We start from the raw sequence: 21,633 nt of genomic DNA, 5'->3' as shown, positions 1-21,633 counted from the left end.
TTGAGAAAGCATGGTCTGTCTTAAAAAGTAAAGTCAGACATATGGTTGCTCAGAATAATAAAACACTTCCGGAAGCTTTGGATATTGCGTTTAGGATGATGTAGCTTATGTTTTATATTTAGCTATATCTGAAGTATAGCCATTCGAGAGTTGGGTCTGAATAAATTGCCCCTGAGCATCCACCAATACATGCAATTTTCATCCATAGAACCAACCCATTGAGCTTCTACCTCGTGTGGCAATTTGTTTTAAAGATTTATGACGTTGAATACGCTGATTTTTACATACGGGTAGAGTTGTAGAGTCAACCCAAGCACACACTGTTTGAGCATTGGAAGCTAAAGAAATATGCAATTGCCAATAGACCGCTTCATTTTTTTGAAAAAAATCATTAATCGTACAGAATAAAGTTGTAAACTCGAACATAGGATGGCTGGTTGAATAGTTTATGTGGTAACTCACTTATCAACTCAGTCATCTTTTTTTCAACTGAATTTTTTATCCATGATTCGGGTTATAATTAAAATTTTTCTACAAAATCGGTTGCTATTCAAGGGCAGATTAGAATTATGTTTAGAATGTCTTCATTATTTAGATTCATCTTGATAGTGAGATGGTTGATGCACTTTATCACCTATGTAATACAGCGTCATAATTAAAACAAAGAGCATTTGAAAAACGAAGGTAAAATATATCAAAGCTGTACTTAGATATCCAAATTTATACCAAGATAGACCTAATTTAAGTATGTTAGAACTATATGCATAGTTGATAAAAACAGTAGTTATAAGAAGTACTAAACTTAAAAATGTTAGATATGAGAAAGCGTTAGATAAATATCTCCGTCTGGAAATTTCATGGCCATCTTTATTGATTGGAGGATTAACTTTTGCAGTAACGTCGAGTTCTTTATTCCCAAAAGAAACAACAGCTGTTAGTGCTGCAAATAAAAATCCAGGTAAAGCCAATATAAAATTACCAAGTACTTCAAATCCTTTTGATTCAAAAAAATTTTTGAAACTTGCAGACTCTAAATCCAAAGTCAGATATAGAAAAAAGGTTACAAGAATTGCGAAAGTTAAAGGTAAAAACCAATCAAAAATTGGTTTTTTATTTTTACCATTTACATCATCAATAGCCCACTTAATAGATAAATATGCTAATGGTTTAAGTATTAGTTCCATCATTAGCTAATATCTCCGAGCGATTGTGATGAGATAGTATTGTAGTCATTCTATCGAAAAGTTTGGGATCAGAAACAATGTTCTGAGTCACAGCTTGACGTTCAAAATTTTCGATGAATTCAATTTTGACACCTAAGTCTGACTCCGTAAAATCACCCTTGATATCAACACTCATCACTCGTGATTTTTCTTGACAGCGTACTCGATAGAATATGTTGTCACCCAAAGCTGCGTCTTTTTTGATTTTAGATAAAACTTTACCAAAGGTGCTACTCAGTAAGCTTTTTTCAAGTGGCTGACCATTTTGATCTAAAAAAGTTGCAGGATCAGGTAAATATTTACACTCTTTTTTTGATATAACTAGTAGAGGATCGTTTTCAATTTGTTTCTTAGTTTTTTCTTCAATTACACTGATATTCAGTAGATTACCTTGAGCTGCCCGATCAAGGAGAGATAAACCACATACATTATCAACTTCTGCTTTAGTAGCAAATTCAACAATTCGAGGTGAACCATCTTCGTTGGTACCGCCACCTTCATAAGGTGCTTTAAAAAAGTCAGGTTGAACTTGTAACTCTCGGAGTTGATGCAAAATTTTTGTAAGAATATAGGCGAAAGTGAAACCAGTGCCTCCGGCATATTGTTCAACAAGGACTGTTGCAGAGTTTTTGTTTTTAGGATCAAACTTTACTACCACATGGAAAAATTTTTGTAGTTCATCTCCATCTTCGAACGGAACTAATTTGGTTTTTGATTTAGGTCGGTTATAGATTCTTACATCTTCACTTTTGGTATCTGATCTTTCAATCAATAAATAGAATGTGTCAGTTTTTTTTGTTATTTCAGCTATCGAATAAACATAACGGCCTCTTACTGAAGAGACTGTCAAATTTTTACTATTGTGTTTGGCAATAAAATCAAAAACCTGTTCAACACTAAAGAAATAGCTAAATTTACCACGAGGTTGGTTTGCTAACTTTTCATTTTTAAAGCTAAGTCTATAAAATGCACATGCTATGTCATGCACTACTTTGCGTGAACTTTTGGTCATAATGTAAGTGATTGCTTGAGTTTTTATATTGTTGAAAATATTATAAAAATAACCAATCAATAACAACCCTCATTTAGAATTAAGTTTTATTTTTGAAGTGAACATACAATCTAGAAAGACTCAAGTCAGTATTATCTGATCAAAATATGGGAAGTATTATGTTGAGAATACTCTAAGAATTGTAGAGAATGCTACACACTCATTTCTTTGCTCATGCAAAGATGATCTGTGCTTTTAAATTAATTGATACCAATTGTAGACCACCTATGAACAAGCAACAACTCGCTTCCAAAATCTGGGAATCAGCCAATAAAATGCGCTCAAAGATTGAGGCAAATGAATATAAAGACTATATCCTAGGGTTCATGTTCTACAAATTTCTCTCTGATAAAGAACAAAGCTTTTTAGAAGCCAATGATTTTGCACAATCAGATATTGAAGCACTGACAGAAGAAGATGCTGAAACAGTAGAATTTATTAAAAATGGTATCGGTTATTTCATCGCTTATGATGACCTATTTTCAACATGGCTCAATAAAGGCTTAGACTTTACTGTTGCCGATGTTCGTGATGCGCTTTCGGCTTTTTCACGCCACATTCACAGCTCTCACAAAAAAGTTTTTGATGGCATCTTCAAAACTTTAGAAACAGGTCTTAGCAAGCTTGGCGATAACTCAAATAGCCAGACCAAAGCGATCAGCGATTTGTTGCAACTGATCAAAGTCATCCCAATGAACAACAAGCAAGACTATGATGTGCTTGGTTTCATTTATGAATACTTAATTGGTTCTTTTGCTGCGAATGCAGGTAAAAAAGCAGGTGAGTTCTATACACCGCATGAAGTTTCGGTATTGATGTCTGAAATTATTGCGCATCATTTAAAATACCAGCCTGAAATCAAAATTTACGATCCAACAAGTGGTTCGGGGTCGTTGCTGATTAATATTGGTAGCTCTGTAGCAAAGCATGTGAATGATGCCAATAAAATCAAATACTACGCACAAGAGTTAAAAGAGAATACCTATAACTTAACTCGTATGAACTTAGTCATGCGTGGTATCTTGCCTGCCAATATTGTTGCGAGAAATGCCGATACTTTAGAAGATGACTGGCCATTTTTTGAAGACAATGATCCAATCAATACTTACGAACCACTGTATGTGGATGCAGTGGTTTCAAATCCGCCATATTCACAAGCATGGGATCCAGCAAATAAAGATGCAGATCCTCGATACAAAGAATTTGGTTTAGCCCCAAAAACCAAAGCGGATTATGCATTCTTATTGCATGATTTATATCATTTAAAACCAAATGGCATTATGGCGATTGTCTTACCACATGGCGTGTTGTTCCGTGGTGGTGAAGAAGAGCGTATCCGTACCAATTTAATTAAGAAAAACCATATTGATGCGATTATCGGTTTACCTGCCAATATTTTCTTTGGTACAGGTATTCCAACGGTCATTATTATCTTAAAACAACAACGTCCGACTACAGACGTGTTGATTGTTGATGCATCTAAAGGCTTTGTGAAGCTCGGTAAAAACAACCATCTTCAAGCATCGAATATTAAGAAAATTGTTGATGCTGTGATTGAGCGTAAAGATGTTGAGCAGTTCTCACGTGTAGTGACGCAAAAAGAAATTCATGATCAGGGCTATAACCTCAATATTCCTCGTTATGTGGATTCTTCAGCAACGGCTGAAACATGGGATATTTATGCCACGATGTTTGGCGGTATTCCTAAAAAAGAAATTGATGCACATGCTGCATATTGGGCAGCATTCCCACAGTTACGCCAAGACTTATTTACCGACAGCGATACGCCTTATGTCAATTTAGCGACGACTGAAATTAGCCAAGCAATTCACAGCCATCAAGATGTGAAGGGTTTTGTGACTCAGTTCAATACCGCATTTGCTGATTTTAAGGATTACTTAACAGGCGAACTCATTGGCAAAATGCAAAGCTTGCACATTGCCCAGCAAGAGGATGTTTTAAGTAAGGACATCTTTAAGCGCTTAGCTGATATTCCATTGGTGGATAAATATCAGGCGTACCAAGCTTTAGATGATCAATGGCAAGGTATTGCAGGTGATTTGGAGATTATTCAGTCTGAAGGTTTGGATGCTGCCAAAATCGTTAATCCAAATATTGTGATTAAAAAGAAAGATGGTAAAGAGCATGAAGTACAAGAAGGTTGGGTAGGCTATGTATTGCCATTTGATCTTGTACAGCAGCGTTTATTGTCTGAGGAATTGGACGCATTAAAAGCCAAAGAGCGTGAACTTGCAGAAGCCAGTGCAGAGATTGAGTCTTTGATGGAGTCTTTATCTGAAGAAGATAAAGAGCAGTCATTAAATGAAGCCAATGATGCATTTGTGCCTGCTGAAATTGCTAAAGCCTTAAAGCAAGCTTATGCGGAAATTGAAACGCCTGAAATTGTGGCACTCAATGAGTATCTTGAGTTTTTAGGGACAGATCCAAAGCCTAAAAAGCCTCAAAAAGAGCAGTTTGTACAAGCACATGCAGAAGTGCAATGGTCAAATATTGAAGCCAATAAAGACGGCACTTATGCAGCACCAAAAGTAAAAGCTTATTTAAAACAATTACGTTCGGGTTTTAGTTTTGAAGAAGGAAGTCTAGAAGCAACTTTGGTGCAGGTCGATGAGTTACTTGCACAAGAGAAAGAGTTAAAAGCGCAGATTAGTAAAGAGGAAACTGTACTGCATCTTTTAACTAAGACCACGATTGAAGCTCTAGAAGAAACTCAAGTGAAAGCGTTGTTAGAAGCGAAGTGGGTTGAACCGATTGTGTCTGCGATTTTGGCATTGCCGAATGAAGTGATTGAGCATTTGACTGATAAGGTACAGGCTTTAGCAGATAAGTATGCAGTGACCTATACAGAAACCACGCAAAAGCTGACAGAAGCAGAGCGTAGCCTTGCAGATTTGATTGATGACTTAACAGGTGATGATTTTGATATGAAAGGCTTGGCGCAGTTTCAAGCGTTGTTAAAAGGGGTGTAATGTGGAAAAGCAAAAATGCCCTGAGATAAGGTTTAAAGGTTTTCATCAATATTGGGAAAAAAATGTTTTAGGAGAAATTACTACTTTTATTAATGGTCGGGCTTATAGTCAAGATGAACTACTGACAAAAGGTAAATATCCTGTACTACGAGTGGGTAATTTTAATACTAATAGTAATTGGTACTATTCGGATTTAGAGCTTGCGAAAAAGTATTATGCTGAGAAAGGGGACTTACTCTACACTTGGTCAACTATTTTTTCACCACAGATTTGGAAAGGCGAAAAAGTTATTTATCACTACCATATTTGGAAGGTGGATTTATCTGAAAAATTAAATAAGTTATTTACATTCCATTATTTAAAGGCTGACGAAATTGCTTTAACTAGTAATACAAATGGCTCGACCATGATTCATGTCACTAAGGGAGAAATGGAAAGTAAAGAACTTTATATTCCATGTTTAGATGAGCAAGAAAAAATTGGTACTTTCTTTGAAGATTTGAATGAAAAAATATCTTCAATAGAACAGAAACTTGCTCAAACCCAAAACTTTAAAAAAGCGATGTTGGAAAAAATGTTTCCAAAACAGGGTAGCCTGTGTCCTGAAATTCGTTTAAAAGGTTTTAGTGGGGATTGGAAAAGGTTTAAATTAGGAGATATTGCTTCTATAGTTGATCGCAAAGATTCAGCATCTACCGCACCAATAATGATGATTTCAGCCGCAAGTGGCTTTATAAATCAATCTGAAAAATATTCAAGCAATAATGCAGGTCAGAGTTTAGCGAAATATACTGTCTTGCAAAAAGGTGAGCTAGCTTATAATCATGGTGCATCAAAACATAAACCTTATGGTGCATGTTTTGCATTGGAAGTTGATGAAGCTAGGATTCCTTTTGTTTATCACTGTTTTAATGTTGGGGAAAATAATCCATATTTTACTGCTATTGCTTTAAATCATTTTAGAATTGATGGGCAATTACGTAAGCTTATTTCCTCTGGTGCCAGAATGGATGGTTTGCTTAATATATCTTTTGATGCCTATAAGACGGTTGAAGTTATGTTACCTAATAAGGAAGAGCAAGATGAAATCCATAATTTTTTCAAATCTCTAGACGAAACTCTTACGTTGCAACAGCAAAAGCTTAGAACTTTAAAAAATCTTAAACAAGCATTGTTAGAAAAAATGTTTGTTTAATAATTGCTATATCCCCCTTGATGCAAGGGGTATTTTTAAAATCTAAATACTGACTTTATAAAACTAAATTTGATATGACTTTTAAAAGCGAAACAGCATTCGAACAAGCACTCATTGATCTCCTTTTAAAAAAAGGTTGGCAAGATGTCATTAAAAACCCAACGGAACAGGATCTGATTGATAACTGGGCAAAGATCCTATTTCAAAACAACCGAGAAATTGATCGACTGAATAATCAGCCACTCACTCAAGGGGAAATGGATCAGATTATTGAACAGATCAATACACTGCGCACGCCTTTTGCTCTTAATGGATTTATTAACGGTAAAACTGTATCCATTAAACGTGACAATCCAAATGATGAACTACATTATGGTAAAGAAGTCAGCTTAACCATTTATGACCGTCAAGAAATTGCCGCAGGTAAAAGTCGTTATCAGATTGCGCAACAACCCAAATTCCCAACCAAATCTAAAATTTTAAATGACCGACGTGGCGACTTAATGCTGCTCATTAACGGTATGCCAGTTTTTCATATCGAGCTAAAACGCTCAGGCGTACCTGTGAGTCAGGCAGCACACCAAATTGAAAACTACGCACGTTCGGGCATCTTTACAGGGCTATTTGCACTAGTACAAATCTTCGTGGCAATGAACCCAGAAGAAACTTGGTACTTTGCCAACCCAGGGCCTGATGGAAAATTTAACTCAGACTTCTATTTCAACTGGGGCGATTTTAATAACGAACCCGTGAACTATTGGAAAGATATTGCGGGGAACCTGCTTTCTATACCCATGGCACATCAACTGATTGGCTTCTATACCATTGCGGATAAAACCGATGGTATTTTAAAAGTCATGCGCAGTTATCAGTGTTTTGCTGTACATGAAATCACGGATCGGGTGGCAAGTATTGAATGGGATGGCCGAGATCGTTTAGGTGGTTATATTTGGCATACCACTGGATCTGGTAAAACCATGACCAGTTTTAAAGCCGCTCATTTGATTGCCCTGAGCAAAGATGCAGATAAAGTCATCTTCTTGATGGATCGTATTGAGTTGGGTGTGCAGTCACTTGAGCAATATAACAACTTTGCTGAGATTGAAGACTTTGTCCAAGCCACGGAAAATACCCATGCCTTGGTCAGTAAGCTCAAAAGTAAAAATCCAAATGAAGTCTTGATTGTAAGCTCAATTCAAAAAATGAGTAATATCAAAGATGAAGAGGGTGGTTTAAATGCACATGACATTGAACTGATCAATAAGAAGCGCATTGTCATCATTCTAGATGAAGCACATCGCTCTACATTCGGTGAAATGTTGATGATCATTAAAGATACCTTCCCACAGGCAGTATTCTTTGGTTTTACAGGGACACCGATTCAAGAAGAAAATGAAAAAAATATGAATACCACGGCAACGGTATTCGGGAATGAATTACACCGTTACAGCATTGCAGATGGTATTCGAGATAAAAACGTTTTAGGTTTTGATCCTTATTTGGTTTCAACCTATAAAGATTCTAAATTGCGTAAAGAAGTTGCACTGTATCAGGCAAAAGCCAATACAGAAAAAGAAGCTTTTGATGATCCTGAGAAAAAAGCAGTCTATCAACGCTTTATGGATAGCAAAAAAGTATCGATGGCAGGACATACGGATAAGACGGGTAAATACATTAAAGGAATCGAGGATTACCTGCCAACATCACAATATCATCGTACCGAGCATCAAAACAAAGTGGTCGAAGATATTAAAGAAAATTGGGTGCAGTTCAGCCAAAATAATAAATTCCATGCCATGTTTGCGACCAGTAGTATCCCTGAAGCAATTGAGTATTATCGCCTGATTAAAAAGGCGATGCCAGAGCTAAAAGTCACAGCCTTATTTGATCCGAATATTGACAACACAGGCAATGCAGTTTTTAAAGAGAAAGGTCTTGTAGAAATTATTGAGGATTATAATGCACTCTATGGTATGGACTTTAGCTTAGCTAATCATGCCAAGATGAAGAGAGACATTGCTGATCGCTTGTCACACAAAGAGGCTTATAAACGCATCGAAAATACGCCCGAAAAACAGCTTGATCTGTTAATTGTAGTGGATCAAATGCTGACAGGTTTTGACTCAAAATGGGTTAACACGCTGTATTTGGATAAGATGTTAGAATATGCGAATCTGATTCAAGCCTTCTCACGTACCAATCGTTTGTTTGGTAAAGATAAGCCATTTGGCATTATTCGTTATTATCGTCGTCCGCACACCATGAAGCGTAATATCGACGCTGCGGTAAAATTATATTCGGGTGATAAGCCATTGGCTTTATTTGTTGATAAATTGCCAAGCAATTTAAAAAACATCAATGACATCTTCGAAAAAATTGATAGCGTATTTAAAAGTGCCCATGTGTCTAATTTTGAGAAGTTACCAGAAGACGATCAGTCATGTGCATTATTTGCAAAACTGTTTAAACAACTCAACGAATATCTTGAAGCAGCTAAAATTCAGGGCTTTAAATGGGATAAGTTAAGTTATGAATTTACTGATGAGCAGAAAAAGAAATTTACGATTCAATTAAAGTTGGATGAGCAAACTTTCTTAGTTCTGGCACTGCGTTATAAAGAACTGTTCTCGAATAGCGGTGGTGGCGGTTCAGGTGGGGGTAACATACATTTTGAAGTAGAAGGCTATTTAACAGAAATCGATACAGACAAAATCGATTCAGATTACATGAACAGTCGTTTTGATAAATATCTGAAAGCACTGCGTAATGGTGATTTAGAACTTTCTATTGAAGATGCGTTAAATGAATTGCATAAGAGTTTTGCAATGCTCAGTGCCGAAGAACAGAAGTTTGCCAACATCTTCTTGCATGATGTACAGAGTGGAGATGTGACTCTTGTTGCTGGTAAATCGTTCAGGGATTACATTACTGAGTATCAATTCCAAGCACAAGAAGATGGAATTCATGATCTTGCAGAAGCACTAGGACTCGATGAAACGAGATTAAGACAACTCATGAATACGCAGGTGACTGTAAATAATATTAATGAGTTTGGACGTTTTGATGAGCTTCTAGCAACGGTAGATAAAGTCAAAGCGAAACAATATTTAGAAGCTAAAGATGGAGTAGCCATTCCTCCCTTTAAAGTAAATATTCGGGTGGATGCAATGTTGCGGAAATTCATCTTAAGTAACGGCAAAGAATTAGCATAAAGATATAAGACAAGGCCATATGGCCTTGTCTTATTTTGACTCTATTGTTATTGCTTCAGCTTCTATTAGGTATAACTCATTGATCAATAAAAACTCTAGGTATTGATGAGTTAAATTTTCATCTTTTAAATAATCAGTATGATAGTATTTTTCTGTATTAAACATTTTATAAATGAAGTAATCATTCTAAAACAGATGATGGAGTAAATTAGAGTAAAAATCTAGAGCTTCATTTTTTTAATAGATATATTTCATTAAAGATTTGGAATGTCATATGCAGGCTAGGCGTTCGCTGAACCCCATAGCTATTTTTTGATTTGGGCTGGGTTTCCAACGATGTGGAAGTAATTCTTCAATCTGAGTCATTTTATGTGTCGGCAGCCTTTTCAGCACATCACTTAAATAGGCATACGGATCTAGTCCATTCAGCTTTACTGACTGAATCACAGTCATAACATTTGCAGTTCGTTGACCACTACGCAGCGAGCCAGCAAATAGTAAATTCTTACGTCGTAGAGCCTAGGGACACATCAATTTCTCCACCCAATATTGCAAATCGGTAGATTAATATCTGACCAACGCTTCAGAGTGTAATTGATCCCCTTGGCGATTGGAGAACTCGATGGTACTCTTAGGTAATGTTGGTTGAGCCATTCATATAATTGTTGCATCACCGGTTGACCATATTGTTCCGGTATTCGCAGCGATGTTCTGCTGTGCCGTTGGTCTGTTTTCCTGGTTCTGCTTCTATCGTATAGAGTTTTTCAATGAGCAGTAATGCCTGTTCATCGACCTGACTTTGCCTAGTCACATGCAGTTCATCAAACTTATGTCGTGCATGGGCTATGCAACTCACTTCAATGACCTAGCGTGCTTTATAACCACTATAATCATCACAGACCAGATTACCCTGCCAGTCTTTCAGGAACTCTTCAGCATGCTGGCTAGAATGGCTATCCTGAAAGTCATAGATTACTGCTTAGACTGAATTGTACTGTGTGGTGGCATAAGCCCAAACATAACCGTTCTTTGCTTTTTTCTCTTGATCACCAAGCTGCATAATGGTGACCGGTTTTTCATCTGTATGAAGCACTTGTGTTGTAGCACCATTTTTTTCAGGCATTAGTAGAGGTTCTAGTTCAACACCACAGTGACCAATCCCATCTAACAGTCTAGATCGAGAAAGATCAATAGTAACCCATTGCTAGATCAGGCGGTGACGATATAAACGTAAATGACTAGCTTATTTCGATACCAATACATGGTTCAGTAGTTCAGGACTCGCAATGCCTTTATCAATAATATAGGCGGGCATCACTCGCTGATAGGTTTGTGGACAGTGGCTTTCTGTGTCACTGCATCGGTTTTATCTGCATTCAGCCTTTCCAGTTCCAAATCAACGGCTGCGATATCTTCTTCAACCGCTTCATTCCACAGATGCATTTGTTTTGCTGTTAGATGTTCTTTTTTACTGCCAAATTTGTGCTTTCTTAAGTTATTATCTACATAATGGCAACTTATCTATTCAAAAAAAACCGGGCTGTGAATAGAAAACGAAATGTGACCAACTAAAGTGAGAACGGTTATCAAAGTAATTGTTGAGCTTGTAGGCAATGATTCAAACAGTCATAAAAAATTATCCCAGATCCTATCTTTATCAATTGGCTAATTATTACTGCACATAATAAGGGTTATGAGCAGTGATAATTTCTTTTATTTTTCAAAATACGATATGCCATCTTTTTCCTCAATCGACTCTAGATCACCTATATATTTTCATAAGCTTCTAAATTATTAGAAACGTAAATTTACGTCTTAGATTTTTACCTTTCACTGAATTTCAGCATATCAATTAGCAAAAAACTGTAGCAAGTTGCTACAGTCTGAAATCTATATTTTTTACATCTTTACTCGTCAAAAAGCAGCGTTCTATTCTGAGCCACTTCATCGGGTCAGAATGAGCTAATGGAATAGCTCATTCTGGTCTATTCATCTTTATAAATAAAATAAGCATAAAATAATTTAATAAATTAAGCTCAAGTTCAATCTTCAATTTAAGCTGCACAATTTTTAATTGAATAAAAAATCAAATGCTTGACGCTCATGCCTTTAAACGATACGCTTAATATAGCACAGCAAAATCTGTGTGCAGGCGTGGAAACCTGTTAAAATCTAGGTGCAATTAAATGTCGCACTTGCGGCTATTTTTTTGTCTACTGTTGAGCAGTTTTATGGCAGCTTGATGGGGCAGCTTCGTGCTGGCTGATCCTAGATTCAGTATTTCCACACCCTGTTAAGCTGCCACCATCTCACGTGGAAATGGGATGTGGTAGGTCGAATAATGATCTAGGAAATTGCTATGAATAATAAATTCAATGGTGCAAACTCTTGCACACCTAAAAACCTCGCTAAGCAACTTTTAATTGCCAGTGCTAAGCTACTTAGCCAACAACAACGTCAAGCTTTACTCGATATTTATAAAACTTTAGATGTCGCGGAAGAAAAAATTCATGCTACTCAAAATTTACCTAATTTAATTCCAAACGAATCCCAAAGATCTACATATCAGGATGAATTCAATCAAGAATATTGGTCAGGAAAACATTGTGATGGTCATGATCAAACATATCCTTCGGATTGGGTAAAACGCACGCAACAGCGCCCACAGCTTAAGTTTTTCAAAAAAACCAATTCATCATTGTAAGGTTAAAATGATGAAAAATAACAAGTTACTAATACAAGGGGATTACCCACTTATTGCTTCGCCTACGCTTGCCCAAGCGTATGGCGTAGCCTCAGCGATTTTTTTGCAAAAGCTACACTATTGTTTACAACACCATGCAGACCAAAAAAAATATTTCTACCATAGCTACGAGCAATGGGTAGAAACTTTGGGTATGTATAGCGTCTCTACCATTAAACGTGTGGTCAGCAAACTTAAAAAATTAGGCATCTTAGTCGTTAAAAAACTTGCCCAAAATAAATGGCTACAAACCAATTTTTACAGTATTAATTACCGTAGATTGCAGACTTTATTAAAAGAACAAACACAGCCAGATACGATTAATATTGAAGCAACAAGATTAGATAAACAGGAAGCAAGACAAACAGTTCAAAACAAACCAACTGCTCAGCTTGTCACTGTGGCTAAAACCACTATATCAGCATCCTGTACTCAACCAACAGTCACCATACAACAAGGTTCAGTACAGCCAATACATCCTCTGCCAAGTGCAGTTTACTTGGCCAATATGCCAGCACCTAAACGCCAACTTTATCAGCAACTGCGTAAGCTTAGAATCGACATTGATTATATGGACGTAAGACTAGAACAGTGGCTCAAGCACCAGCAATTTATCATTCAGAAAGCAGCTTATTTGAAGGATCAGTTAGGTTATTTAAAAAACTTGTGGTATCAACCAGAACAGCTCGGTTTAACCGTTCCTTAGAGTGTTCAAGTCTGTATTTGAAAAATCTAAGTACTGATGAGATTTCAGAAGCCAATACTCTCTAAATATTTACGTGTCGAAGTGTAGCAAGTTGCTACACTTTTACGCTTAGATAATATTGGCATTAAAAATACCCTTTAAGCGATCACGAATGCTTTGCACAAAAGCAGCATCATTTTTTAGCTTATGTTTCATGGTACGTCTAAAGTCTTCTAAACTGATGCCGACCTCAGCAAAATCCATTTGAAAGAGCGAATCATTAACAACCATATTCGCTTGCGATTCAGTTAAACATCCTTCTTTTTTAAACCATCTTGAGAATTCTTTATAATTGGTGTCGCCCTTATAGATATACCAAGCACGGACAGCAGTATCAAATTTTGCCCCTAAGCTCTTGACGACTCCATTATCTTCAAAAGGCACATCTAAATAGACTTTTTCAGCAGACTTTAAAGCCACTTTTTGATGATTCGAATGCCGATCTTTTAGTTTAAAGCGTATACCAACTATTGGACGCCCTTTTTTAATCACTTCATAAGCTAAATCTAAATCTGTATATTGATTAATTTCTTTAATGATTTTATCGAGTACATAACGCTTAAAATCCACCCAACGATCGTACTTCTTTTTGTTATCAATTAAGTCTTTCAATTCATCTAGGCTTAAATCGATAGTATAACTTTCATGACTTTGATACTTATATTCATTTTTAATAAAAAAAGTATACAGGCTCATACTCGCCACAGAGTCTAAAGCAAATAAATGTTTTAGCTGATAAGTCGTGAAGTTTCCTCCAGCAAGTTGCGTAAAATACGGCAAAACTTCACTTGTAAAACGCAATTGGATCGCATTCTTCAAGTCATCTTCCCATCGCAATTCACGAATAATTGGCACAACAGAATGCACTTTTTTGGTCTTTTTCCTAGGTGCATCACTAGGTTCTTCAATAATAAAATGAGCAACTCTAGAAGAAAGCTCTTTATAAATACGATCAATCGCTACGTTCACAGAATTGCGCTTTTCTAAGCCAAGCAGTTCACCTAAATTGTCCTTATATAAATAGATATAAGTCTGCTCAGTAATTTCACCAGAGCCGTTATTTTTTTCAGTCTGATTAGCTGCTGCCATAGCATATAAAAGTGCCTTATATTCATTGGCAGAAAGTTCAATAGGACGAATTAAACGGTTACTAGTACTTACGACACCATCATGACGAATGCTGCCAATACAGTAGGGAATATATTCACCTTCTTCTTCTAGTTTATAGGTTTCGGTCATAGATAAAGTACGTTTAATCGAGCTATAAGCATTATATTAAAAGTGGAAAATAAATCAATTTTTACACTTTTAATATCGTAAAGGTGGAAAGATTGTCACCGCATAGATGAAAAGATGACCGATATTATTGAAATGATTAATTTTTTTTATATTTAAATAGAGTAGTTATAACAATATACCGCAAAAAACATAATTTTGGGCTATAAGGAACTTAAGTTCACTCAAATTTATAAAAATTTTGGCAATAGCGTGACAAACCTTCCACCTTTAAATCAAAAGTAGATAATTTTTAGGTTAATTTATATGCAAAAGAATCATCATGAAAACTTATCCACAGCTCAATTTTTACGGTGACAAACCTTCCACCTTTAAAGCATTTAAAAGAGAGATATCCACAATATAATATTTTGATTATATTGAAATTTTTATGATTTTTAAATTACATAGTGACAAACCTTCCACCATAGTGACAAACCTTCCACTTTTCGGTGACAAACCTTCCACTTTTCGGTGACAAACCTTCCACTTTTCGGTGACAAACCTTCCACTTTTCAGTGACAAACCTTCCACTTTTCGGTGACAAACCTTCCACCTTTAAATCAGTAAATTATTGTTTTTAAAAAATAAAAAATCTCCTAATTATTAATTAGCTAAATAACTAATTAATATAATTATTAATTAAGCTAGCTAAGTTAAAAAATATTTTTTAAATTGTTCCACTCGAGGTAAATTTGAAGTTTTTAACTTTAAAAGCTCTAGTAAGTCTTATGAAAGTTCTTTATATTAACCAATACTTAGAAACCCAATATGGAAATATTTGACACATATGTCTGCAAAAATTATCGCTGTTGCAAATCACAAAGGTGGCTGTGGTAAAACAACAACTGTTGTACATTTAGCATCAGAATTAGCAGCAATGAGTCATCGAGTTTTAGTGATCGATTTAGATCCACAAGCGAATGCTAGTTTACATATTGGTATTCAACATCCAAGTGAAATTTCTGTGACTACAGCAGAACTATTGCTTGGTGATATCACTCTACTTACCGAAGCTTTACAAGAAGAAACTCAAATTGAGAACGTTTCTTTAATATATGGTTCTCTTAGTTTAGGTAAAGCAGAGGATCAGTTAAAAGAAGAGGCACCACGTCCTTCTGAAGAACTGACAATTAAGCTAGAGTTACTTAAAGATCTTTACGATTTTATTCTTATAGACTGCCCACCAAGTCTTAAGCTCTTAACGAGTAATGCACTTGCTTCTGCAACACATGTGATTATACCAATTGAATCCGGCTCTCAATATGGATTATATGGAGTCACTGATTTATTGAATCATCTTGAAAAAATAAAACGTATTAATCCACAGTTAAAACTTTTAGGTGCTTTATTACTTCGCCATGACGAACGTCAAAACGTATGTAAATTAATTCGCGATGAAGCCATTCAACAAGTGGGTAAAATACTTGATACTACGATTCCACAAAGTACTAAAGTTAACCAAGCAGCCATCTTGCAACAGCCACTTTATAAATTAGATAAGAATTCGAAAGTCCGTAAAGCATTTGAAAAGTTAGCCTTAGAAGTTATTGCTAAGACTTAAGCACTGAGAATAATATGGTAAGTACAAAAGCATTGTTGGCTGAAAAGCTAAAACAAAATACTCAAAAGCATCAGCAAGCACAAATAGATCATACACGTGATATCAAAGAATTTCGTCGTAATATTCCAATTGGAGATATTGAGCGTAGTCCGTATCAACCACGTCAATTATTCAATGAAGCAGAGATAAAAGAGCTTTCAAACTCTATTGAAGAAATAGGGCTATTACAACCTATCACATTACGTAAAATTGATAATCTCAAGTATGAGCTTATCGCAGGTGAGCGCCGACTACTTGCACATCAGTTACTAGGTAAAAATACAATTGAGGCAATCATTATTGATGTAAGTGATAATGAAGCATCTTTACTTACATTAGCCGAAAATTTAAAACGCCAGGATTTAACAGATTATGAAATTTTCCTTGGTCTAAACTCATTAAATGAAAATTTAAAAAAAAATAAACAGCAGCTGGCAAAATCGTTAGGTTTGAACCGTGAAGATATGTATAAGTATTTAGCATATGCCAAGCTCCCAAAAGAGATTTTAAACGATCTGAATGCTGATCCAAGCCTGCTTGGACGTACCGCTGCTACAGCATTTAAAAAGTTCCTTGCAGATCATAGCGATGAATTAAACAAGGCTCACAATGCGCTCTTGTCTGCATGGGGAAAAGTGAAGCTAGGTACTTTAGAGCAGACTAAAGCTGTAAAGTATGCTGTAAAACTAATGAGCAATATTAAAGATCAAGCTTCAAGCTCAGTGGTGAAAAAAATCACTTATCAGGGCAGAGTTGCTGGAAACATTAAGCTTGATAATGATCAATTAAAAGTGTCTTTAAATATTGCTAATTTGAATGAGCACGATTTAATAGCGCTTGAAGATTTTTTAATTCATTTAATTGACAAAGGTCAAGTGTAGCAACTTGCTACACTTATAAATGATGTTTGGTTTTTTCAAAAAGCTGGCTAACTCTCTATAGTCTGTAGATATTGCTAAACAGCAATTCAAACTACTTAAAAAATTAGATGGAAATGATGAAAAGAGACAAATTCCTAGGACAAGATCCTACTGAAAAAATTGTTTTTGTATTTTTTTTTGAAAGAAATAGAAAGAAGATCTCTCTATTTATTCAATATGAAAATGACACAGATTTAGAATATGCTCAGCAACTTATCATGATTTATACCATCTTCTGGGAAAATGGTTCACCATTAAAAGATATCATTGAAAATTTTGAAAATGATCCTAATCGACAAAATTCAGTTCTTAAGCTCTGGCATACTATGCCTTGAACATGAGAAGGTCACATATTGCTTATGACTTGATGTCATACATACTGATGTTGTGAAATGGCTAACATTAAACCGTTAGCCATGATTAATTGCTGTTTAAATCCTGATCTCTAAATGATAATAGTGATCAAGCTGTGTAATTTGATAATTAGTTAACTCAGCCTCTTTGAGAAACACCCTTCTGCATTCTAGTACATCGCGGACATCTTTGATGATGTTTAAAGCTTCATTATGATTAAGGCCAAAAGCATTGCATCGACTTAGGGCATTACGAAGCGTACCAACTCGGCCTTCTTCACCTATAGCGAGTGCATGCTCCTTGGGATAGGAAGCGCGAGCGCCATGCGGTAAAACGTCAAAAAGAGGACTTAATGCATAGCGATGGTTTTTCATATCGTACATGAGAAAGCCATGGTTTTTGAGATGATCATCTGTATTGCTAATCATAATATTCAAAATCATGCGCTTGAATAATTCTTTCTGATTACTAATAGCATCATAACAAATTTGGCTGCAGATTTTAGATAAATTCATGTAGGACATTTTTAAATCACCTACACGAATTTTACGGATGTTCATAAGGCTATTCGCACTGATATAGTGTTTTTTTCTTTCGATACAGTTTCGATCAAAACGTTCTACCAATAAAATTGGACTGCCTGCAACTTCTTCTAGCATCACATTACTGACATTAAGCCCCATCGCTCTGGCCATCTTCATCGAAGCATACTCAACCTTAGCATTGTCGAATAGATCATCATCTTTATTAAATTTAGCAATCCACTCAATATTGTTATGGTGTACGATGACCTTAGGTCTAGCACCACCCATAGATGAGCCATGATGAATTAATTTCTCCAAATAGTTATCGCTCATAAAGCTAATCGTCCTGGGATCTTCTTGTTGATCAATCGCCTTTGATAATTTGAGATACGATTTCAAGTCATCAAAGTGAACATATGAGCTTTGATTGGAGCCCTTAATGGCTTTAGACGACAAACTAGCGACCAGACAACCTACAGCATTACCTCGTGCAGAAATAAGCCATTCAATCTGATTTAAAGGAACGCGTGTATGCTGCGACAGTGTAAGCTTGCGTCCCCAGTTATCAGGCGTGGCATCGGCAAGTACACCAAAACCATCTTTATGAGTTGTAACATAGGGCGCGTTAGGTTGTATAAATGGGAGGTTAATAGGGTCGAGCTCAAATGAATCATTTAATTCTAGATAGCTTTTACCATAAATAAAAGTATAACTAGATTGATCAAGAACGTACTTGGCCACGACTTGAGGGGTATCTCCGGTATCTAGAAAGAGATAGCAGCTCTTTAGCTCATCTTGCATTGAAAAGCTTTTAGAAGTCATCATCAATCCTCATATTGATATTTCTAACCCGTACTCTCTGTCTTTTAGATGCCAAGGCTTTACCGACCTCATCTTCTTGAGGATTGGCAATCGTATATAGACCATCTTCTAAGCCAAATACTACAAGAATAGATATCAGATTTTTTAAATTGGTACTCGGTTGACCACTCTCCAATCTTGAAATGGTTTTCTCATCGACATGTACACGGTTAGCTAATTCTTTGATTGTCATATTACGATTGATACGAGCCGTTCTGATATTACTTCCAAGCATTTTCAGTAGATCAGGAACACCTTCAAGTATGAAATCGCTGGTTGATTTTTTCATGATGAATTATTACTCCTAACAGTCATTATATCCTGCTTATAAATTATAATAAGTATTTTATGGTTTAATTGTAATGATTTGATAGGGCGAAAAATTTAACGATTGACTATAATTGGGGAGCTATTCTTTTTTTATAAAGCACAAGAGCGGAATAGGCATATATGTACCTATAATTACTTTTTATTTATATAAAAAAATCTTATATCTGGGTTGTCATCACTATAAAGACTATTTTTGGGTGATTAGCATGTTATGAAGTATTTCACTTCCATTAAGTGATTGTGAAAAATTATATATATGGATTAATTTTGGGATAATAACTAAATATTATGAAATAATGGAAGAATTTTTTAATTATAAAAACTTATATGTATTTGAAAAATAATTAATTAGTTAATTTTATTGATCTAATTTTGGATAAACTTGAAAAGTAAATATAAAATTGTTAAGAATCAATTGTAATATTTTGAAGCTGCTAATTTGTCTAAATTTTAAACAAATTGGCACTTGCGAAAGTCTTGAGTATTATTGATATAAATTATTTTTAGTATTTTTTATATAGTTTTTTTATATTAATAAATTTGCGTTCTAATAGTACTTTTTAATCGCTAGACTTCTTTCATAAGTCATTTTTTACTCAGTTCCAAATTGTAGATTCCTGTAGTGGTCAACAAATATTGGACATAGTTTTAAGTTCATTTTCAGGCTGACAAGGACTGATATCATCGTTAAATCGATGAGGTCGTATGTGATTGTAGTATTCCATCAGATACAGACCAACATCTAGCTTCGCTTCTTCAATTGAGTGGTATCCCAATTTGGGAATCCACTCAGTCTTGAGACTTCTAAAAAGCCTTTCTGTTGGGGCATTGTCCCAACAGTTTCCTTTACGACTCATACTTTGTTGCATGGTGTAGCACGCCAACCTATGCCGAACTAAAAGGCTTTTATATTGGCTGCCTTGATCAGAATGGAATAACTAAAAATTATAAAAAAATGGAAGAATTTTTAATTTAAAATTTAAAAAATTTTTATTAAATCAATAATTTAACATTATTCGTACACATATGTTTAAAAAGTAATTAGAAATAATGCTATAAAAAATGTAATCGTTTTTGAGCTGAATTTGGCATGAGTTTTGATCAAATGGTCAAAGAATTGACTGTATTTTTTTATCAATTTATTGAACCATTTTTGAGTAATAAAGATGATATAAGTGCAATGCATTTGGTCATTCAGCAACTCGCTAAAATTGAGCCAGGTAGAACAAAAGCAAAACAAGTGCGTTTTAAAAAAAAGTACATCAAGATTTGGCAAGGTATCTTACATATGTTATGTGAAAATAGATCACTGTGTGGGCATATTCGTTACTTACCGCACCTTCAGCTAATAAAAGACATCAACTGCTATATTGAGCCTGATTTGCACAAAGACATCTTTAAGACATCGAAACAATTGAGCGCAGTATTTTACATTCAATACTTTCAATTGCGTAACACAGCTGCGAAAGAGCAGATTATTGCAATTTTTCAAGCTTGAACCGTACCGGGTTTGTCGGAGACTTTTTTATTTAAGTTAGGCCACCTGACCTAACGGGTTAATCTTATCATAGTACATTGCTTCAAAATCAAAAGGCGATACATAAGCCAATGCACTGTGTACACGCTTTTTATTGAACCAATCTACCCCGTTGAGTGTCGCAAGTTATACATCCGCTAAACCTTGCCAATCTGCTTTTAGATATTCAATCACCTCTGTTTTGTATAAGCCATTCACCGTTTCAGCCAAAGCATTATCGTATGAATCACCCGTTGTACCGACTGATGCTCGTAAATTTGCTGCTTCTAAACGATTGGTATAGCGAATGGAAAGATATTGCACACCTCTGTCGGAATGATGAATCACATTCTTTGGCATGCCTCGATCATGCAATGCTTGCTCCAGTGCATCAAGTACCATATCTGTATTCATCAGTGTTGATACTTTCCATCCAACAATTGCTCGCGAGAACACATCAATAATAAATGCGGTGTAGACCCAGCCAGAATGGGTTTGAATATACGTAAAGTCACTGACCCATAATTGGTCAGGTCGATCAGCACTAAAATTCCGTTTCACTAAATCATCTGCTCGTTTTTGATCATCTCGGCTGCGGGTAGCTTGTTTGTTCTTACCACGCCAAACACGTTGTATATCTAGCTTTTTCATCAATCGAGCAACTGTACAACGTGCAATAACATAGCCTTCACATTTCAATTTTTGCCAAACTTTACGTACACCATATCGACCTAAACTTTCTTTCCAAATACGTTTGATTTGCTCTGCATGATGTAAATCATGCAGAGTACGTTTCGCTCGATGTTCTGGGTTATCAACGAAATCTAAAGCCCGATAATAGGTCGAAGCTGCAATCGGTAAAATTCTACAAATCGCTTCAACACCATATCGATCTTTATTGTTATGGATAAAATCCACCATTATTTGTGTGGGCGGTCGAGCTCCGCCTGGGCGAAAAAAGCGGCTGCTTTACGTAGAATTTCATTGGCTCGTTGCAGTTCTTTATTTTCGCGTTCAAGTTGTTTAATGCGTTCCTGGTCTGAAAGCTGCTGTACTTTGACTGGATTCTGTTGATTCAAATGCTTCTGATG

Annotated in this window: 16 protein-coding genes, 4 pseudogenes and 1 other annotated feature; of the genes and pseudogenes, 9 read left to right on the top strand and 11 right to left on the bottom strand. The window is 35.7% G+C overall.

What is annotated here, in order from left to right; genetic code table 11:
- Nucleotides 1-123: 123 nt before the first annotated feature.
- The 3 genes and pseudogenes from AC5YCI_RS15510 to AC5YCI_RS15500 all read right to left on the bottom strand — a co-directional run.
- Nucleotides 124-426: pseudogene (locus AC5YCI_RS15510) on the bottom strand (transposase); the annotation flags it as partial.
- 161 nt (nucleotides 427-587) lie between these two features.
- Nucleotides 588-1,187 carry a hypothetical protein gene (locus tag AC5YCI_RS15505; protein ID WP_496175879.1) on the bottom strand — a complete coding sequence of 200 codons (600 nt, stop codon included), beginning with the start codon at nucleotides 1,185-1,187 and terminating at the stop codon, nucleotides 588-590.
- Complete coding sequence (locus AC5YCI_RS15500) at nucleotides 1,168-2,295, bottom strand: hypothetical protein (RefSeq protein ID WP_496175878.1); 1,128 nt, start codon at nucleotides 2,293-2,295, stop codon at nucleotides 1,168-1,170. Before AC5YCI_RS15500 ends, AC5YCI_RS15505 begins: the two co-directional genes overlap by 20 nt.
- A 206-nt stretch (nucleotides 2,296-2,501) precedes the next feature.
- On the opposite strand from AC5YCI_RS15500, the gene AC5YCI_RS15495 reads away from it, so the two are divergent.
- The 3 genes from AC5YCI_RS15495 to AC5YCI_RS15485 all read left to right on the top strand — a co-directional run bounded on the left by AC5YCI_RS15495 (nucleotide 2,502) and on the right by AC5YCI_RS15485 (nucleotide 9,671).
- A complete protein-coding gene (locus AC5YCI_RS15495) occupies nucleotides 2,502-5,264 on the top strand; it encodes a type I restriction-modification system subunit M (RefSeq protein ID WP_496175877.1) in 2,763 nt (920 codons plus the stop codon).
- A 1-nt stretch (nucleotide 5,265) separates the two neighbouring features.
- Complete coding sequence (locus tag AC5YCI_RS15490; protein WP_496175876.1) at nucleotides 5,266-6,459, top strand: restriction endonuclease subunit S; 1,194 nt, start codon at nucleotides 5,266-5,268, stop codon at nucleotides 6,457-6,459.
- A gap of 74 nt (nucleotides 6,460-6,533) precedes the next feature.
- Nucleotides 6,534-9,671, top strand: a complete 3,138-nt coding sequence (locus AC5YCI_RS15485; RefSeq protein WP_496175875.1) for a type I restriction endonuclease subunit R — start codon at nucleotides 6,534-6,536, stop codon at nucleotides 9,669-9,671.
- Nucleotides 9,672-9,941: 270 nt separating this feature from the next.
- On the opposite strand, the gene AC5YCI_RS15480 is transcribed toward AC5YCI_RS15485, so the two are convergent.
- The 3 genes and pseudogenes from AC5YCI_RS15480 to AC5YCI_RS15470 form a co-directional block, all read right to left on the bottom strand.
- On the bottom strand, nucleotides 9,942-10,124 hold the full coding sequence (locus AC5YCI_RS15480; protein WP_496175874.1) for a transposase domain-containing protein: 183 nt from the start codon (nucleotides 10,122-10,124) through the stop codon (nucleotides 9,942-9,944).
- 77 nt (nucleotides 10,125-10,201) lie between these two features.
- Nucleotides 10,202-10,830: pseudogene (locus tag AC5YCI_RS15475) on the bottom strand (IS66 family transposase).
- A 155-nt stretch (nucleotides 10,831-10,985) separates the two neighbouring features.
- Nucleotides 10,986-11,114, bottom strand: coding sequence for a hypothetical protein (locus AC5YCI_RS15470; protein WP_496175873.1), 129 nt, complete (start codon nucleotides 11,112-11,114; stop codon nucleotides 10,986-10,988).
- 916 nt (nucleotides 11,115-12,030) lie between these two features.
- Here AC5YCI_RS15470 and AC5YCI_RS15465 point away from each other — a divergent pair.
- A complete protein-coding gene (locus AC5YCI_RS15465) occupies nucleotides 12,031-12,375 on the top strand; it encodes a hypothetical protein (protein ID WP_496175872.1) in 345 nt (114 codons plus the stop codon).
- A 7-nt stretch (nucleotides 12,376-12,382) separates the two neighbouring features.
- Nucleotides 12,383-13,120 carry a hypothetical protein gene (locus AC5YCI_RS15460; protein ID WP_496175871.1) on the top strand — a complete coding sequence of 246 codons (738 nt, stop codon included), beginning with the start codon at nucleotides 12,383-12,385 and terminating at the stop codon, nucleotides 13,118-13,120.
- A gap of 108 nt (nucleotides 13,121-13,228) precedes the next feature.
- Here AC5YCI_RS15460 and AC5YCI_RS15455 read toward each other — a convergent pair whose 3' ends face one another.
- Complete coding sequence (locus tag AC5YCI_RS15455) at nucleotides 13,229-14,398, bottom strand: replication initiation protein (protein WP_496175870.1); 1,170 nt, start codon at nucleotides 14,396-14,398, stop codon at nucleotides 13,229-13,231.
- Nucleotides 14,399-15,224: 826 nt separating this feature from the next.
- On the opposite strand from AC5YCI_RS15455, the gene AC5YCI_RS15450 reads away from it, so the two are divergent.
- The 3 genes from AC5YCI_RS15450 to AC5YCI_RS15440 all read left to right on the top strand — a co-directional run bounded on the left by AC5YCI_RS15450 (nucleotide 15,225) and on the right by AC5YCI_RS15440 (nucleotide 17,292).
- Nucleotides 15,225-15,998, top strand: coding sequence for a ParA family protein (locus tag AC5YCI_RS15450; protein WP_407409397.1), 774 nt, complete (start codon nucleotides 15,225-15,227; stop codon nucleotides 15,996-15,998).
- A 14-nt stretch (nucleotides 15,999-16,012) separates the two neighbouring features.
- Entirely contained in the window at nucleotides 16,013-16,918 is a 906-nt protein-coding gene (locus AC5YCI_RS15445; RefSeq protein ID WP_407409395.1) for a ParB/RepB/Spo0J family partition protein, read from the top strand.
- 107 nt (nucleotides 16,919-17,025) lie between these two features.
- Nucleotides 17,026-17,292 (top strand): hypothetical protein, encoded by a 267-nt coding sequence (locus AC5YCI_RS15440; RefSeq protein ID WP_496175869.1) that lies wholly within the window; start codon nucleotides 17,026-17,028, stop codon nucleotides 17,290-17,292.
- Between the two features lie 96 nt (nucleotides 17,293-17,388).
- Here the strand turns inward: AC5YCI_RS15440 and AC5YCI_RS15435 are convergent, their stop codons facing one another.
- The 3 genes and pseudogenes from AC5YCI_RS15435 to AC5YCI_RS15425 all read right to left on the bottom strand — a co-directional run.
- Entirely contained in the window at nucleotides 17,389-18,660 is a 1,272-nt protein-coding gene (locus AC5YCI_RS15435) for a type II toxin-antitoxin system HipA family toxin (protein WP_496175868.1), read from the bottom strand.
- Nucleotides 18,647-18,985, bottom strand: a complete 339-nt coding sequence (locus AC5YCI_RS15430) for a helix-turn-helix domain-containing protein (RefSeq protein WP_496175867.1) — start codon at nucleotides 18,983-18,985, stop codon at nucleotides 18,647-18,649. Before AC5YCI_RS15430 ends, AC5YCI_RS15435 begins: the two co-directional genes overlap by 14 nt.
- 667 nt (nucleotides 18,986-19,652) lie before the next feature.
- Nucleotides 19,653-19,964: pseudogene (locus AC5YCI_RS15425) on the bottom strand (integrase core domain-containing protein); the annotation flags it as partial.
- 152 nt (nucleotides 19,965-20,116) lie between these two features.
- Here AC5YCI_RS15425 and AC5YCI_RS15420 point away from each other — a divergent pair.
- Nucleotides 20,117-20,524 carry a hypothetical protein gene (locus tag AC5YCI_RS15420; RefSeq protein WP_496175866.1) on the top strand — a complete coding sequence of 136 codons (408 nt, stop codon included), beginning with the start codon at nucleotides 20,117-20,119 and terminating at the stop codon, nucleotides 20,522-20,524.
- Nucleotides 20,525-20,560: 36 nt separating this feature from the next.
- Here AC5YCI_RS15420 and AC5YCI_RS15415 read toward each other — a convergent pair.
- A pseudogene (locus AC5YCI_RS15415) lies at nucleotides 20,561-21,633 on the bottom strand (IS3 family transposase); the annotation flags it as partial.
- Nucleotides 21,389-21,505: a sequence feature (AL1L pseudoknot), on the bottom strand. (Overlaps the previous pseudogene by 117 nt.)

This window comes from Acinetobacter sp. CY17 (assembly GCF_059515825.1).
The sequence above is the reverse complement of the archived record's forward strand: the minus strand, read 5'-3'. Positions and strand labels throughout refer to the sequence as shown.